The sequence below is a fragment of the Streptococcus sp. HMSC072C09 genome (assembly GCF_001813105.1).
GTDB lineage: Bacteria > Bacillota > Bacilli > Lactobacillales > Streptococcaceae > Streptococcus.
In genome coordinates, this window is record NZ_KV811502.1 from 206,816 (window position 1) to 222,738 (window position 15,923).

14 protein-coding genes are annotated in these 15,923 nt (G+C 45.4%); 2 read left to right on the forward strand and 12 right to left on the reverse strand.

All coding sequences use genetic code 11. The features are described 5' to 3' along the window. Positions 1 to 103: 103 nt before the first annotated feature. The 9 genes from HMPREF2893_RS08445 to HMPREF2893_RS08485 all read right to left on the reverse strand — a co-directional run bounded on the left by HMPREF2893_RS08445 (position 104) and on the right by HMPREF2893_RS08485 (position 9,777). Positions 104 to 1,429 carry a sensor histidine kinase gene (locus tag HMPREF2893_RS08445; protein ID WP_070466193.1) on the reverse strand — a complete coding sequence of 442 codons (1,326 nt, stop codon included), beginning with the start codon at positions 1,427 to 1,429 and terminating at the stop codon, positions 104 to 106. Next, positions 1,426 to 2,079, reverse strand: coding sequence for a response regulator transcription factor (locus tag HMPREF2893_RS08450; protein ID WP_070466194.1), 654 nt, complete (start codon positions 2,077 to 2,079; stop codon positions 1,426 to 1,428). The genes HMPREF2893_RS08445 and HMPREF2893_RS08450 overlap by 4 nt, the downstream gene beginning before the upstream one ends. A gap of 72 nt (positions 2,080 to 2,151) precedes the next feature. Continuing rightward, on the reverse strand, positions 2,152 to 3,528 hold the full coding sequence (locus HMPREF2893_RS08455) for an ABC transporter permease (protein WP_070675745.1): 1,377 nt from the start codon (positions 3,526 to 3,528) through the stop codon (positions 2,152 to 2,154). Positions 3,529 to 3,540: 12 nt separating this feature from the next. Further along, positions 3,541 to 4,173 carry an ABC transporter ATP-binding protein gene (locus tag HMPREF2893_RS08460; RefSeq protein WP_070675747.1) on the reverse strand — a complete coding sequence of 211 codons (633 nt, stop codon included), beginning with the start codon at positions 4,171 to 4,173 and terminating at the stop codon, positions 3,541 to 3,543. 15 nt (positions 4,174 to 4,188) lie between these two features. Continuing rightward, positions 4,189 to 5,451 (reverse strand): ABC transporter permease, encoded by a 1,263-nt coding sequence (locus HMPREF2893_RS08465; protein WP_070675749.1) that lies wholly within the window; start codon positions 5,449 to 5,451, stop codon positions 4,189 to 4,191. A 181-nt stretch (positions 5,452 to 5,632) separates the two neighbouring features. Beyond that, positions 5,633 to 6,271 carry a YesL family protein gene (locus tag HMPREF2893_RS08470; RefSeq protein WP_070675750.1) on the reverse strand — a complete coding sequence of 213 codons (639 nt, stop codon included), beginning with the start codon at positions 6,269 to 6,271 and terminating at the stop codon, positions 5,633 to 5,635. Between the two features lie 104 nt (positions 6,272 to 6,375). After that, positions 6,376 to 7,938 (reverse strand): type 2 periplasmic-binding domain-containing protein, encoded by a 1,563-nt coding sequence (locus HMPREF2893_RS08475; protein ID WP_023918475.1) that lies wholly within the window; start codon positions 7,936 to 7,938, stop codon positions 6,376 to 6,378. 9 nt (positions 7,939 to 7,947) lie between these two features. After that, positions 7,948 to 8,844 (reverse strand): carbohydrate ABC transporter permease, encoded by an 897-nt coding sequence (locus tag HMPREF2893_RS08480; protein WP_024055801.1) that lies wholly within the window; start codon positions 8,842 to 8,844, stop codon positions 7,948 to 7,950. A 15-nt stretch (positions 8,845 to 8,859) separates the two neighbouring features. After that, on the reverse strand, positions 8,860 to 9,777 hold the full coding sequence (locus HMPREF2893_RS08485) for an ABC transporter permease (protein WP_024055802.1): 918 nt from the start codon (positions 9,775 to 9,777) through the stop codon (positions 8,860 to 8,862). Between the two features lie 195 nt (positions 9,778 to 9,972). Between HMPREF2893_RS08485 and HMPREF2893_RS08490 the strand changes: the two genes are divergently transcribed. Next, positions 9,973 to 11,640, forward strand: a complete 1,668-nt coding sequence (locus tag HMPREF2893_RS08490) for a sensor histidine kinase (RefSeq protein ID WP_070675753.1) — start codon at positions 9,973 to 9,975, stop codon at positions 11,638 to 11,640. After that, positions 11,621 to 13,165: a helix-turn-helix domain-containing protein gene (locus HMPREF2893_RS08495; RefSeq protein ID WP_070675755.1), complete on the forward strand. Its 1,545-nt coding sequence runs from the start codon at positions 11,621 to 11,623 to the stop codon at positions 13,163 to 13,165. Before HMPREF2893_RS08490 ends, HMPREF2893_RS08495 begins: the two co-directional genes overlap by 20 nt. A 43-nt stretch (positions 13,166 to 13,208) precedes the next feature. Here HMPREF2893_RS08495 and HMPREF2893_RS08500 read toward each other — a convergent pair whose 3' ends face one another. From HMPREF2893_RS08500 to HMPREF2893_RS08510, 3 genes are read right to left on the reverse strand one after another with little or no spacing between them, the layout of a single operon-like run. Then, positions 13,209 to 13,406 (reverse strand): DUF3272 family protein, encoded by a 198-nt coding sequence (locus HMPREF2893_RS08500; protein WP_070675757.1) that lies wholly within the window; start codon positions 13,404 to 13,406, stop codon positions 13,209 to 13,211. Positions 13,407 to 13,444: 38 nt separating this feature from the next. Beyond that, positions 13,445 to 15,121, reverse strand: coding sequence for a DNA polymerase III subunit gamma/tau (gene dnaX / locus HMPREF2893_RS08505; RefSeq protein WP_070675759.1), 1,677 nt, complete (start codon positions 15,119 to 15,121; stop codon positions 13,445 to 13,447). Continuing rightward, a complete protein-coding gene (locus tag HMPREF2893_RS08510) occupies positions 15,121 to 15,618 on the reverse strand; it encodes a GAF domain-containing protein (protein WP_049515482.1) in 498 nt (165 codons plus the stop codon). The genes dnaX and HMPREF2893_RS08510 overlap by 1 nt, the downstream gene beginning before the upstream one ends. Between the last annotated feature and the right edge of the window lie 305 nt (positions 15,619 to 15,923).

Sequence of the window (15,923 nt, forward strand, 5' to 3'; positions counted from 1 at the left end):
ACGCTGATTTCATCAGCTTTTACAGCCCTACTCAACTGTGCGGAGGTGGGACGACGAAATCGAATTCTAACGAATTACCGATTTCTGCCCCACTCTCTTTTTTTTATTCTTGTGGCTCCTTGGGCAGCTCCATACGGAAGCGCAAGCCCATAGCTGTTTTATCAAATTGGTAGGCCAGTTCTTCATGGTCTAGCAAGTGTTGGACCACGAAGAGTCCCAGACCTCCTTCCTTCTTCTGACGGCTAGCGGTCATTGGTAGCTCGGCGGTCTCTACCATTTCCTGGCTGGCATTTTCAATCGCCAAGTGCGTCCCTTCCTCTTCGAGACGGAGCTGGATCTCTCCACCCGCATCCGAATGCTTAACGGCATTACTGATGACATTTGAGAGAACCAATTTCAGAATCGCTGGGTCCATATAGACGGCTTTGTCAGGGATCTGATTGTCAATCGTGAGCGCGCGGGATTGAGCCAAGACCTTGTACTGGTCGAGGATCTGCTCTACGACCTGATCCAGCTGGATCCACTCCTTGTTACCGGCCAATTCTTGGACAGAGGACAGGGACAGGATTTCTAGGACGATCTGGTTCATCTCATCGACGATATCGAGGGAGACCGACAGGTAGCGGTCCCGATCCTTGTAGCGGCCAATCTTATCCCGCATATTTTCTAGGATAATCTTCAAGCTGGCTAGCGGCGTCTTGAGCTCATGCGAGGCCCCCCGTAGGAATTCGACCTTCATCTGCTCCAACTTCAGATTTTCCTGTTTCTGCTGCTCTAGATTGTCGATCACTTCTAGGAGATGGTGATAGAGGTCGTTGATCTGTTGCTTGAGGACGCCGATCTCATCCTGCGAATGAATGGGAAGACTGGCCGTCCGATCCAGTCGCTTCATCCGCTTGGTCATCTGCTTGATCTCAAGGATCGGAGCAGAAATCAGGCGGGCATAGAGATAGGAGGCAATCAGTGACAGAACAAAGGAAGCGAGGAGACTATAGGGAAGAAAGCCCAGACTGATGTCCCGCGCTTCCTTTTGGGAATCGACAGTTGCTAAGAATTGCAAGGTCAAGTCCTTCCCCTCTTTAGTCTGGATCTTTCGCTCCTCAATGACCAGGGAATTGTTCTGGCTATCCGGGTTCAGGAGCAAGTCATCCTTGACCTCTAGGGCATTTTGTTTTTCCTTGCCCTTGATCGAGACCTTGATATCATTGGTCTTAGAATAAAGGTCAATGACCGACTCAATGGTCCCTTCTTCCTGGCCTTGAAAACTTTTGGCCAAGGCCTGTGATTTCTTCAAAATCGTCTGGCGCTGAGACTCGATATAGGTCGATGGGAAAATAAAGTAAACCGAAGCGTGTAGAAGGATGACTAAGCCACTAAAAAGGGCAAAGGTGATCAGAAAGATCTTTGCAAAGATACTCCGTTTGGTCATGGTCTCTCCAATTTATAGCCGACATTGCGCACCGTAACGATACAGTCCAGCTCTAGTTTTTTTCGTAGTTCCTTGATATAGACATCGATCACCCGGTCAAAAGGAATCTCCTCTGTCTCCTTCCAGACGGCATCGAGGATCTGAGAGCGGGTCCGGGCCTTACCCTCATGCTGGAGCAAGTATTCCAAGATTTCCAACTCCTTGGCATTCATGGAGATGGCTTGCCCAGCTAGACTGGCTGTGTAGCTCTCAAAATCCACCCGTGCCTCTCCATAGGTGAAGATCCGTGAAGGCTGGAGCTTTTTAAAAATAGCTTCGATACGGACCTTCAAGAGGGACAAGGAAAAGGGTTTTTCCAGGTAGCCATCTGCCAACTCTCCAAAGGCTGTCAACTTATAGTCCTCATCATGGAAGGCCGTCAGCATGAGGACAGGAACCGAGCTGGTCTTCCGGATGGTCTTGAGCACTTCCAAGCCATTGAGGATAGGGAGCTGGATATCCAGCAAGACCAGATCTGGCGCCTCTCTGTGAAAGAGGTCCAGGGCCTCCTGCCCATCACCAGCTTCAAAGACCTCATAGCCACATTCCATGAGATAGTCGCTCATCCCTTCGCGAATCAGGACTTCATCTTCTACGATTAGTATCTTCATACACTTTCCTTTTATCTAAGAAACTTCTTCTACCTCCTATTATACCCTATTTCTATTTTAGGAAACAATCTCTTATTCGACATCCACCAAGAGATCTTTTGGTTTCTTATGCAAGAGCCATTGAGAAGAAAGGATGGATACGAGAATCAAGAGGAGGCCGCCAACCAAAACAATCACCAACAATTGGCTCGGTTGGATATCCATATGGATATCAGTCAGGGTCTTACTGAAGCTTTCTGCCTCAGCTCCTCCACCAAGGTTGGCTGCAGAGGATTCTTGAGCCATTTGTTTGGCAATGCCACTGGTTACGTTCTTAAGCACCGTATCTCCGACTCCTTTGGCAAGAAGTCCTGCAACTCCATAGGAGAGGAGGAAGGCTGGGATGGAAATCATGACCAATTCTGCCACGAATTGTCCCGCAATCTGCACCTTAGAAAGTCCTAAAGCCAGCAAGATACCCACTTCTCTGCGACGGGCATTGAGCCACAAGACGAGGAGAAGGGTGAGAAGCAAGCTAGCAAAGATGAGGCTACCGATAAACAAGTAGTCTGCCACTTGGAACATGCTGCTGATCGATTTTTGCAAGGCCGGGTAGTTGGAAGAGCTCTTAACCAAGTCAAAGTAATTCCATGGGATATCCAAGGCTTTGATTTTTTCGATCAATTGATCGAGGTCCTGATCCCCCTTGGCAAAGAAGGTCGCATCCTCATAGGTAGCTGTTTGGACAGTATTGCCATAGAGTTTGGCAGCTGTATCCAGGTCAGAGATGAGGGTATCTTCGTACAACTCTTGGGCGTAAGTTAGAGGAGCTTGGTTCTTCCCTGAGAACAGACCCTTAATGGTCACTTCGACGGTTTCATTGGCCCCTTTTTCATTGTCAGCATCGTAGAGATTGGACTTGAGGCGCACCTTATCGCCCACCTTAAGACCATTCTTTTTCGCCAAATCTTCGTGCATGAGGATTTGGTTTTTGTCCTTGTCTGTCAAGTGATCTCCTTGGACCAGCTTGTAGGCTCCAGAGACAAATTTATCTTCTTTAGAAGAGTCATTAACCCCTGTCACCATCAAAGTATTCTTAAAGTGCTTGGCCCGCTCTGGAGATTGATTTTGCAGGGTTTCTTCAGTCTCAATGATCTCGTGGTCTAGGATATCTGCGATGGCATTGATCCGCTTGATGGAGGAGGTGATCCCCTCTACCTGGCTGATTTTTTCGATATCTTCTCCTCTGAGATTTCCAGCTCCCCGAGGAGTTCCTGGATTGGTCCTGCGGTTGATCTGCATGGAGAAACTATTGGTGATGGATCCCAGGCTTTCCGATGAAGCTTTTTGGGTCGCTCCCTTCATAGAGAGTCCGATCAAGCTCAAGGTCCCCATGAGGAGAATGATGGCAAAGAGCAAGAGAGACTTGGGCCATTTACGTGTGATATAAGCAAAAGCATTGCGCAACATAGCATTCCCTCCTTACTTGCTCTTCTCAACGAGACTACGGCGACTCAATTCCAAGACCACATCGGAGGCCTCTGCCACTTCCTTACTGTGGGTGACGACAATGACACATTTTTGGCGTTCCTTGGCCAACTTCTTCAAAATGGCAATGATGTCACCAGCTGTCTGTTCGTCAAGGTTTCCAGTCGGCTCATCCGCCAAGATGACAGGTGCTTCTGAAACGAGCGCACGCGCAATGGCTACCCGCTGTTGCTGCCCTCCAGATAATTGCAGGACATTGCGTTTGATTTGCGTTTCGTCAAATCCCAATTCCAAGAGAATGTCTTTCCCAGCCTGTTTGTTGACCAGGCGGACATTTTCCAGTGGCGTCAAATAATCAATCAGATTGTAATTCTGAAAGACCAGGGAGACATGGTGCTTGCGGTGGTAGCTAGACCCTTTGGTCTGGATGTCCTCCCCATCAAAGAGAACCTGCCCCTTCTTGGGATTGTCCAGACCAGCCAAGAGGGAGAGGAGGGTCGATTTCCCTGCTCCAGACTGACCGATAATGCTGTAAAATGTCCCATTTGCGAACTGATAGTTCACGTCTGAGAAGATCTCTTCTTGGTAGCTTTGGTAGCTATAGGATACATGTTTGAGTTCTAACATAGGTGTTATTTCTCCTTAACTCATTTTTGTTAATATTTCTTTTGGACTCTTGCGCCAGATCATGCTGGTCGTTACACCGAGTGACAGAAGGATCAAGCACAAGAGGCTAGCATAGGCGATTCCTAAGGAAAGGCCTTGAGGGATTTGGTTGAGTAATTCTAGGGTCTGCTGTTGACCGGTCTGTCCGACAAACTGCTCTAAGAAACGATGGCTGACCATCCGCCCGATGAGAAAGGCTGGGATCACCGCTAGTAAGGATACCAGCACCACTTCCAAGAGGAACTGTCTAAAGATCCGGCCCTTGCTCTTCCCAATGGATAAGAGGACGCCGATTTCATGGATCCGCTCCCGTGTCCAGAGACTCAGTAAGAGCGATAGAGCTCCGGCTCCCGTCACCAGGAGGACGATCATCATGATCCGTACCAGGCCTTCCAGGGTCTGAGAGGATTCTTTCATCTGGTCAAAGGCCTTGCGATCTTCGACCACGCGTAGCGATTGCCAGTCCAGATCCAAGCTTTTAACTTGCTTCAAGAGGGCATCGATTTTCTCAGGATCTTTGACGCCAAAGGTGACCTGGGTAACTTCTTGCTGACTGAGACCAAGGAGCTTGGTCGCATCCTCATAAGGGAGGTAGACTTGATTCTCACTCAGATCAGAGGTCATTCCTGTGAATTTTTCCTGTTTCTTACCTGAAAAGATCCCAACGATTTTAAAGGTTTGCTCTTTGGCAGGAGTCTCTCCCATCTGAAAGCTGGATAAGGTCAAGGAATCTCCGACCTTTAGCTTGTTCTTCTTAGCCAACTCTTGATGGATCAAGATCTGGCCGCGATCCTTGTCGGATAAGTGCTTGCCTTGCACCAGTTGGAAACTACCACTGCGGAAATCCAGGTGCTGGCCTGTCTTCTGGGTAAAGACAGCGCCAAGCGCTTGCTTGGCTTCCTGCCCCAGATCATCCCGCTCTACCGACTGCTGTCCCGTCACCGCTTCTTTTCCAAGAATGCGAACGGGACTTTCATATTGGGGAACCATGGATCCTATCCCAGAAAGCTGCTGCACCTTTTCAGCTTCCTTCAGTGCAAAGGGAGTAGCCCCCTGCTTACTGGTCAGGGCAAAGCTGGTCCCAGCCGACTGCTTGATATGGTCCTCCAGTCTCTCTCCCACTTGCATCAGTGAAAAACAGAAATACAAGCAAGAGAGGATCAAGAGGAGAATCAGAAAGAGAACCAGATTCCTCGTTCTTTTCCGAGAAATATAGGCGATTGCCTGTTGTAAGAGCATGAACTCACCCTCCATTTCAAGGTCCACGATAATACAATGTGGACGCTTTCATCATTTGTTATAGTTATTATAGAAAAGAAATGTGAAATGTTTATGAAATAGAAAAAGTTTCCTAGATTTTCTAGGAAACTTTATTCGATTTAAATAATATCAGTAAAACATACGTCCCACTTGCTTGACTTTATTTTTCAAAGATTCCTCCTTCTTGGATCCTTGCAAAGATCTGATCGGTCAGTCGGACATTCAAGAAGCTCCAAAGAGCGAAACCACCAAAGGTAAAGAGATAAATAGCAGTCAGCAACCGTTCAGGACTACTAAGACTGATATAAACTACTGCCAGATTGAAGAAGATAAGAAAGATGGTTTGAATAGGATTTAAAAGAGCAATGAGGAAACTATTCAAACAGACCTTTCTTGTAGGGTCTTCAAAGAGGCCAATATAAGGGAAGATCAAGGTCATCCCTCCACATAGAAGGACGATAAAGGGAAGCAAGATCCAAATCCCATACTCACTTAAGAAGGCCGTATTTGAAAAAAGACAGTAATCCAAATAAAGAAGGGATGATAAGCCTAGGCAAGTCAGCCAAATCACCGTCGCTTGCTTGAAATTAGCGCGAAAGAGACGGAAAAAATGAAAGACGAGATCCGTATCTTCCCCTTTCAACAAGCGGTGCCACATGGTTGCTAAAGCCGTAACCGATGCACCGATCGTGAAAATCGGAAGGCAGCAAACGATAAACAAGGTGTTCAAGATAATAATGTCTGTCAACCGGGTCAAGGTCTTGACCAAGCGTCCATCCAATGAAAATAATTTTTGCATCTTCTTCTCCTTGTTCTTCATCTCAATTTCTGCTACTTCCTCTAGGGAAGCACTCAGGGGCTTTACGCCCCTGAGTTACTTACTTGAATCCATTTAGACCCCTATTACTTCACTTCTTTTTGGTAACGATCATAGGCATCCTGTTGAATCTTCATAAAGTCATCAATGCCCATCTTCTTCAAGGTTGCTTTGTAATCGTCCCATTCTTTTTCAATGCCCCCTTCTACTACCCATTTAGAAGCTTGTTGGGTAACATAGGAGTTGATATCGACATAAATCGAGGACAATTTGTTCAATTCTTCTTGAGAGTAGATGACATTTGGATATGCTGGCAAAGCGTATTGTTTCAATTCTTTGTCCATCTTCAATTTGAGGCCATCACCCTGTGTTTGGTCGATGTCGACATGACTATTGATATCATCAGACACATATTTTGGTCCAAAGTCACGAAGGGAATTGATCCAAGCCCATTCATCGGCAGATTTACCATCTTTTGGAGCCAAGACCTTGTACTTGTCACCATCTTTTTCAGTCGCAATGCCAAAGGAACCATAGAAGTTTTGGATGCTGGCATCATCCGTGTAGAATTTATCCAACCATTTGAGCAATTTTGCAGGGTCCTTGCACTTATTCGTGATCAGGATTTCATTGCGTCCATAGTTCAAATGATCTGGGTCAGAAATGACATATTGTTTGCCATCAGGGCCTTTCAATGCTGGGAGAGGAGCATATTCGCTAGCATGTTGGCCGAAGGTTGCATCTGCTGTCCAACCACTTGACACACCGACACGCGCCACACCCTTGTCCATCCGTTTGGCAACAGACATGGAGGTATCTTCTGTAAAGAGTTCAGGGTCGATCAAGCCTTTCTTGTAGGCTTCATGCATCGCCGCTATCCCTTGTTTATAACTTTCTTCCGTCCGGAGGTAGACCGGTTTGCCATCTTTGACGGACATTTCATAGGTATTATCTCCACCCAGACGGTTGTTGAATGGCAAGATATAAGAGAAGGTCGGATCAAAGTTACCAGAGCCAAATGGAATTTCATCATTGACATCCCCATTGCCATTGGCATCCTTGTCCTTAAAGGCTTGTAAAACAGTCACTAATTCGTCATAGGTTTCGGGCATCTTCAAGCCAAGGTTGTCCAACCATTTCTTATTAATAAAGAGTTGGTTGCCGACGATTGGCCGCATTGGCAATTTCTTAGGCAGGCTGTAAATATGACCATCTGGGTTGGTCACCATGGCTTTTAATTTCGGTTCTTTTTCAAAGGCCTTGTTCAAGTTTGGCATATTATCCTTGATCAAGTCTTCCAATGGAATGAACATGTTTTGGTTCTGAGCGATTTCAGAATCCGTGAAGGCATTGGATCCCAAGAAAGCGTCTGGTAAATCTCCACTGGCAACAAGAACGGATTTCTTATCCGACCAGTCTGCAGCCACCATGGTATCCCATTTGATCTTGATACCTGATTCCTTGGCTGAATCATCTAGAAAACCTTTGTGATAGTCTTCCCCCCAATCCGACCAACGAACGGTCGTGATCTTGAAGGTATTTCCATCATTCTTGTCATTGCTTGATTTATTTGTGGAAGCTCCACAAGCCGTCAAGCCAGCTAAAGCAGCTGCTCCAAGGAGCAGATAGGCAAATTTCCTGTTTTTCATGATCTTCTCCTATTCTTTCAAGGCCCCTATCATGACACCTTGATTAAAGTATTTTTGGACGAATGGATACAGCATCATAATCGGTGCTGTTGAGATAACGATGGCTGCATATTTCATCATATCAGCCTTGATACGGAGGTCAGAAGCTACCTCCCCTGTTGCTTGCGATTGCAACATTTGATTACTAATTAAGAGACGGCGCAGGATCAGTTGCAGGGGTTGAAGATTTTCATTTGTCAAATAAATCAGGGCATTGAACCAAGAATTCCATATCCCTACTGCTGTCCAAAGTCCAATAACGGCAATAATAGCCTTGGACAAGGGGAGCACGATCTTTCTGAAGTAATAAATGGTTCCGCAACCATCGATCTGGGCGGCTTCCCACATCCCTTCTGGAATACTATTGTTAAAGAAAGTTCGAGCTACAACGATATTGTAAGGAGATACTGCAAACGGTACGACCATTACCCAGAAGGTGTCGACCAAGCCCAATTGTTTCACTGTCAAATAAATGGGAATCAAGCCCCCAGAGACAAACATGGGAACGATAAAGAAGACACTGACCCATTTCTTAGCAAAGAGGTCCTTTCGCGACAAGGCGTAACCAGCTGGGATATTAATGACCAGGGCAACGATGGTCCCTACAACTGTGTAGAGGATGGTGTTGAGATAGCTCTTTAGAAACAAAGGTTGCTCAATCAAGCGTTGATAGCCATCTAGTCGCCATTCCCTCGGGATAAACCAAACCTTACCAGTTGCCACATCAGACGGATTACTGAAGGAGGCAATAATGACAAACCACAAAGGGTAGACAATCAACAGAATCAAGCAAATCGCTAGACCATAGATAAAAACATCAAAGAGGATTTCTGACTTGGTCTTTCTCGCATGTTGAAACAATTTCACAATTTCTCCTCCTTCCTAGAACAATCCTGTCTTGGTATAGCGTTTCGCAAACCAGTTGACCGACAGTAAGATGATCAAGTTGACCAAGGTATTAAAGAGACCGATCGCTGTCGAATAACTATATTGAAAATTAATCATCCCCACTTTGTAGACATAGGTCGAAATGATTTCACTTCCTGCCAGATTGAGTGGATTTTGCAAGAGCAAGACCTTTTCAAAACCAACACTGAGTAAGCTTCCTGCTCTGAGAATCAAGAGAATCATGGCCGTTGGTAACAGTAAGGGTAAGTCAATATGACGGATTTTTTGCAATCGACTCGCCCCGTCCATAGTCGCTGCTTCATAAAAGGTCGGATCAATGGCCGATAGAGCGGCTAGATAGATGATACTATCCCAACCGATATGTTGCCAGACATCGCTCCAGACATAGACACCCGCAAAGCTACCTGGTTTAGATAAGAGGGCAGGCATCTTTAAGCCGACCAATTTGAGGACATTGGCTAACAGTCCACTACTTGGAGAGAGAAAGAGAATAATCATCCCACACATGACCATGGTCGAGATAAAATGAGGCAAATAAGTTGTTACTTGAAAGATTTTTTTGAACTTGCCTACACGAATCTGGTTGCAAATAATGGCTAGAACAATCGGCAAGGGAAAACCAACCAGAATACTGTAAATAGAAATTTTCAAGGTATTCTTCATGGTTGTTGCAAATTGGAAGGATGAGAAGAACTGGTTAAAATACTTGAGACCAGCCCAAGGACTTCCAAATATCCCAGTAGCGGGAGAGTAATCTTTAAAAGCGATGACTAGACCCGCCATAGGGATATAGGCAAATAAAATCAATAAAATAATCGATGGCAGGAGCAGCACATATAAAGGAATATTTTTCTTCAATTTGCTCTGCTTCGCATTTACTTCGCTTTTCATAAGGCCCTCCTTTTCTTTCTCCTCTATTTTATAGGAATCCTTTCCATCTTTATAGAACTTTTTCGTGCATCTTCATTCACTTTTCCGTTTTCTCCACACAAAAACATGCACTTTCCCGATTTTTTTTACTTTACTATCGGTTTTGTTCATGAATCCGTTTTCAAATAGTGCTATAATATATGTGAGGTGCTCATTATGAAAGCTATTCACAGAAGTACACGAGATCACTCGATTCAATTTTTTTCGCGCCTACTCTTTCTCCTCTTAGTCGTCAATACCTTGATCAACCTTTTGATAGGTGGGATTAGCCGAAATTTTATTAAACACCAAAACATGCTCCATTTAGAGGACTCGATTCATATCTATGCGGATTCCTTAAATACAGAGCTTCACTCCGTTGAGCGTTTTATGTACAGTACTATCAGTCACAATGACTATTTGACAGAGCTCAATACCCCACTTGATTTCACAGATTTTCATGAAAATCTAAAAAAACTGCGGATTGATTTCACGGAGTTCCAGTACCAGATGGATAGCCCCATCACCTTTTTCATAGAGACAAGAGATATCCCCCATTTTTTCAATGCCTCCAGTCTTCAACTGCCCTACCTGGACTATGTACAATTGAAAGATCATCTTAAAACCTATGACAAAGAAACAGACAAGACCAATCAAAAATGGCAACGAATCAGCCTGAACCAGCATGATTATCTCTTAAAATCCCTCCATTACAAGGGCAAGGCTATCTATGCCATCATTTCTACCCAGGATATTTTAAAACCCTTGCAAAAGCTCAATATCGGGAAAAAAGGGCGCTTATCCATCGATCGCCCCAACCAGATCCATGCTACAGATTCCGTCATTCAAGCCGGTAGCAATCAAACCCACCTGCCTTTTGATCTGTATGTGACGGTCGATTACGGAGACGTTTTCCGTACAAATATCGTACTGGAAACCCTTCTTTCTTTGGTTCCTTTGATCATCGCCGTTCTCTCTACCATTCTAATCCTTTATATTCGTCAACGGATGATCCAACCGATGAAACGACTCACCCAACGCCTTTCTCAGCTAGACGCTGCTTCCACCAAGCTAGATGTGATCGAAGACCAAGGGATCTTAGAGATCGATCAGGCCAATCACAAGCTCAATCAGGTTCTGATCCATATGAAAGACCTCCAAATTCGAGCCTACCACGCGCAACTCAATCTCAAAAAAGTCGAACTCAACTATCTCAAAAATCAAGTCCGACCCCATTTTTACCTCAACATGCTTTCCATGATTCACAGCATGCTCCAAACCAAGGACTATAAGGAAATCGAGGAGTTGACCAAGGTGACTTCCAACTACTTGCGTCACCTCTTTCAGGCCAATCAAGATTTCAATCGCTTAGCAGATGAAATCCAACATATCCGAAATTACCTAGAAATCCAGAAAATCCGCTATGGGGACAGTATCCACTTTGACCTGGACTGGGATCCTGGTCTAAAAGATGCGGCTATTCCCCCTCTGCTTTTACAAACCTTTGTGGAAAATGCCATCAAACACGGCTTTTCCTTCCAAGATTCCTTCCACATTCAGCTTTCCATTCATGAAGAAGCAAACCAACACCTTGCCATTTCCCTTCAGGATAATGGTCCTGGTTTTAGCTCCGCTATCTTACAAGATCTAGCAGAGAAAAAATCCTTAGTCACAGAAGATGGCCACCACATTGGTTTGACCAATGCACGGGAGCGACTAGATCTCATCTATCCAGATCACTACACCCTTCAATTTTCAAATGGATCCCAAGGAGGTGCCCGCATCCAACTGAGCCTTCCTTATGAACCCTACAAAGGAGACACACATGAATATCCTACTCGTTGACGATGATCGTTTTATCATTAAAGCCCTACAGGAAACCATCCATTGGGAAGCCTTGGGCATTGAGCAGGTATATACCGCCTCCAGTCTGAGCCAAGCCCAAGCCATCATTCAAAGTCACCCGATTGCCCTCATGATCAGTGATATCGAGATGCCACAAGGCAGTGGTCTAGATCTCCTAGCATGGGTCCGATCAGAAAAATATGACATTCAAACGATCTTCCTCACCAATTATGCTGATTTCAATTATGCCCAAAAAGCCATTGAACTCCAAAGTTTTGAATACTACCTCAAACCGATTGACCCCGACCGCTTAGAATTTATCATTCAAAAAGCCCTCAATAAAATCAAGCGCCACAAGAGTGCGGCCCAATTAGCACAGCAAGGACAAAAAGAAGCTGAATTTTGGCATGACTACTTGCGAAAACCGCGTCCATCTCAAGCAGAACAGCTCCTTCAAGAAGTAACAAAACGAGGCTATAACCCCAAACCACATGAAGACTACCTCTTAGTCCTCATCACTCTCCACTTAGTTGAAGAAGACTTTCACCCCAGCGTCCCTTCTTGGCGCTTGCAGCTCCGCCATTGTATCAAGGATCTCTCCCTGGATTACCCTGTCCACTACTGCGCCCTCAGTAAAATCGAAAGCCAGACCGATCGCTACCTCTGCCTCTTCAAAAAGAATCAGACTACAGAGTGTGCAGACTTCCTAAAGGCTATCCAGCAGAAGATCCAGCAAGACTTAGACCGATCCTCTATCCTTCTCTATTCAGACGCTATTCCCCTTGAGACGCTCTTGATGAAGGCTCTTCAACTCTGCCAATACAGTGAAGAACAAGTCTTCCATTGGAACAGTATCCACTCCTATACTTCTTTGGATGCACAACCTCAAAAGCCCGCTCATCGGACATCGCTCACTTTTACAAATCAGCTAGAGGCGGAACAGCTCCTCCAAATCATCCATAGCTTAGAGAATCAAGATCGCATTCCGCTCTCAGCTCTGAGTGAACTCCAGCTAGACTGGACCCAGCAAATTGGGATTTATCTGGACAAGAACGGCATTCTCGCCCACAAGTTATTTCAAAACAAACACCATCAATTTCTCTTCGAACGGCGTTTTCATGCCATCGAAGCTTTTGAAGCCTATATTGGGGATTACTGGAGCTCTGCTCGCCATTACGTGATTGATCTAGAACACCAATCCAATCTCATCCAGCGGATCACTGACTACATCGATCACCATTACAAGGAGGATATCAGTCGCACCAAGCTAGCCGAAATGGTATTTCTTAGTCCAGATCATTTAGCACGGATGTTTAAGCGCGACACCGGCGAAACCCTGATGAAATACATCACCGATAAACGGATGGCCGCCGCAAAAGAGATGCTATCGCAAAGCAATACCCCCATTTACCAAGTCGCCCTCCAGGTGGGCTATGACAACTACTCCTACTTTACAAAGGCTTTTAAACAAAAGGTCGGCCTCTCCCCAGGAGATTACCGCAAGCAATGCCAAGAAGCCTTTTAAAACAAGAAAAAAACCTTTGAAAAAGAATTTCTTTTCAAAGGTTTTATTTTCTTTTCTTTTTGATTTCTTTTTCAATGGCACTAGCAATCTTCTCCACCATATAGGCCGTCTGGAGATTGCGCAAGATCAAGAGGGCCCAAAAACATGCAAAGAGCATTTGACCCGCCATGGTCGCTTCATTGAAAAAATATGTCTCCATAGCAGTAAAGACTGCTATCACTGCAAATTGTTTTCTATTCATAAAATTATTTTACCATGATTCAGTAAAAAATTCATGTATTAATCGTCTTGCAGGGTGATTTTATCGGATAAAAAGTGAAATTCCTCAGGGATGACACTTTCCTCTTCTTCCACCACTTCGGCTTTTTGCCCACGCGCCTTAGCCGAAAACTCTGCCCGAATTTGGGTCCATTCTTCCATCGAAACCGCTAAAATCTCTGGCGAGAAACCGGCAGCATTGCTGAGGATATTTCCAAACATGGTATTGAGGTTGTCCCGCTTCATAGTCTGTTCAGCATTAAAGGCCGATTCAAAGGCTAAAATAGCGTGATTTTCATTGGCAGCGACCGGCTGAGATCCGATTAAGAGGGCCTTATCCGCACCTGCCAAGCTCTCGATGATTTCCCCCCAAGCGTTCTGAAGACGGATCAAGTTGGTCCGTGCCAACTCTGGGTTTTCAACCGCCTCTTGTAAAATCGTGTTGACCTTGTTTCGATCTGCACGGTAGCCCTTGCTCGACTTGGTTGGACGAGTTACTGCCGGTTTTGAAGCAGGAAGACTGCTACCTGATTGCGCTAACTGTTGCTTGAGTTGAGCGACTTCCTTCTTCAAGTCTTCCAGCTGAGCTAGCACATTGGAAGGAACCTCCACAGCAGCTGAGGTAGAAACTTGGCCTGTGCTTTCAGCCAATTTAATGGTCATCATTTCAGTGTAAATGCGCGGTTGCAGACTATTTTTGATATCCGCTAGACTGGTTGTCGCTTGGTCAATCAGGGCAAAGAGACGGGCTTGATCGGATTCAAGATTAGCCGCAAACAAGTCACTATTGTGGGTATTTTCTCCACCTGTCTGAACAATCAAGAGATCTCTCAAATATTGAAGTAAGTCCGTGACGAAACGGGCCATATTCTTGCCATTATCAAAGATAATCGCCAGCTGATCCAGCGCCGCTGTCGCATCATGAGCCAGGATGGCAGCTACGTACTGATCAAGCGCAGCTAGGCTGATAGAGCCGGTAATCTCTTCAGCGATCGCTGTCGTCAACTCACTACCCGCAGTCAGACTCAGGGCTTGGTCCAAAATGGACAAGGCATCCCGCATCCCACCTTCAGCGCGCCGGGCGATGATCTGGACAGCATCTGCTTCATAGGCAATCCCTTCAGTAGCTAGGATATTTTCCAAATGCTGGACAATATCTGGCAGTTTGATGGATTTGAATTCAAAACGTTGCACCCGTGACAGAATGGTCGCAGGAATTTTGTGCAATTCTGTCGTTGCGAGGATAAAAACCACATTTTCCGTCGGCTCTTCCAGCGTCTTCAACAAGGCATTAAAGGCCCCTGTCGAGAGCATGTGGACCTCATCGATAATGTAGACTTTGTGCTTGGCTAGACTTGGAGCATAGGTCGACTTGTCGCGAATATCGCGAATTTCATCGACCCCATTGTTAGAGGCTGCATCGATCTCGATAACATCTTCAAGACTCCCATTGGTAATGGATTCACAGATATAGCAGTTGTTACACGGCTCCCCATTGACTTGATTGGGACAGTTCATGGCCTTAGCAAAGATCTTGGCCACACTCGTTTTCCCAGTTCCACGAGGTCCAGAAAAGAGATAGGCATGGCTGATCTTGTCCTGCTCCACTGCCTGTCTCAAAGTCCGTGCCACCACTTGCTGGCCGACCAATTGACCAAAGGTCTGGCTACGGTATTTCCGATATAAAGCTTGATACATTAGTTCTTAACTCCAAACATCTTAAAGTCCCAGTTTGTCTTTTCGATCAAGAGAGCGACAAACTCTTCCAAATACTCTTGATCCAGCTGATCGTAGTCAGAGACGCATTCTGAGTCCAGGTCTAATACCCCAAGGAGCTGACCGTCCTTGACCATAGGTACCACAATTTCACTCATGGCCCGGCTATCACAGGAAATATAGTTGGCATGTTGGCGGACATCATCGACAATCATGGTTTCCTGCTTTTGAGCTGCTTCTCCACAGACACCCTTTCCAAGTGCGATGTGGACACAAGAGACGCCCCCCTGAAAGGGTCCCAAGATCAATTCTGACTGGTCATACAAATAAAAACCCGCAAAGACAGAACGAGGCAGGGCTTGATTTAAGAGGGCACTGGCGTTAGACAAATTGGCCAAGGCATTGCTTTCACCTGTTAAGAGAGCGTCTAACTGTGCCAGTAAAAGTTGGTATTGTGATTCTTTTTCCGAATGTTTCATACCTTTCATTATACCAAATCTTTGCCCAAAAATTAAGCTTCAAACAGCGAAAGAAAAGAGAGTGGGACAGAAATCGGTCATTCGTTAGAATTCGATTTCGTCGTCCCATCTCCGCAAAGTTGAGTAGGGCTGTAAAAGCTGATTAAATCAGCGTAGTAGAGCCCACTCAACCACTGCGTCTTGCTCGACAACCTAAAAATAATTGAGAGGCTAGGACTTTTGTCCCAGTCTCTTGGAATATAGATAAAGTTATCTTAAAACTTTTCTCACGGCGGAAAGTTTCAATATTTTCTTGATTCATTTTA

Coding starts and splice junctions, on each gene's coding strand:
- HMPREF2893_RS08495 (WP_070675755.1), top strand. CDS start 11,621: ATGAATATCCTACTCGTTGACGATGATCGTTTTATCATTAAAGCCCTA.
- HMPREF2893_RS08450 (WP_070466194.1), bottom strand. CDS start 2,079: ATGAAGATACTAATCGTAGAAGATGAAGTCCTGATTCGCGAAGGGATG.
- HMPREF2893_RS08455 (WP_070675745.1), bottom strand. CDS start 3,528: ATGTTGCGCAATGCTTTTGCTTATATCACACGTAAATGGCCCAAGTCT.
- HMPREF2893_RS08445 (WP_070466193.1), bottom strand. CDS start 1,429: ATGACCAAACGGAGTATCTTTGCAAAGATCTTTCTGATCACCTTTGCC.
- HMPREF2893_RS08500 (WP_070675757.1), bottom strand. CDS start 13,406: ATGAATAGAAAACAATTTGCAGTGATAGCAGTCTTTACTGCTATGGAG.
- HMPREF2893_RS08465 (WP_070675749.1), bottom strand. CDS start 5,451: ATGCTCTTACAACAGGCAATCGCCTATATTTCTCGGAAAAGAACGAGG.
- HMPREF2893_RS08470 (WP_070675750.1), bottom strand. CDS start 6,271: ATGCAAAAATTATTTTCATTGGATGGACGCTTGGTCAAGACCTTGACC.
- HMPREF2893_RS08475 (WP_023918475.1), bottom strand. CDS start 7,938: ATGAAAAACAGGAAATTTGCCTATCTGCTCCTTGGAGCAGCTGCTTTA.
- HMPREF2893_RS08510 (WP_049515482.1), bottom strand. CDS start 15,618: ATGAAACATTCGGAAAAAGAATCACAATACCAACTTTTACTGGCACAG.
- HMPREF2893_RS08460 (WP_070675747.1), bottom strand. CDS start 4,173: ATGTTAGAACTCAAACATGTATCCTATAGCTACCAAAGCTACCAAGAA.
- HMPREF2893_RS08490 (WP_070675753.1), top strand. CDS start 9,973: ATGAAAGCTATTCACAGAAGTACACGAGATCACTCGATTCAATTTTTT.
- HMPREF2893_RS08485 (WP_024055802.1), bottom strand. CDS start 9,777: ATGAAAAGCGAAGTAAATGCGAAGCAGAGCAAATTGAAGAAAAATATT.
- dnaX (WP_070675759.1), bottom strand. CDS start 15,121: ATGTATCAAGCTTTATATCGGAAATACCGTAGCCAGACCTTTGGTCAA.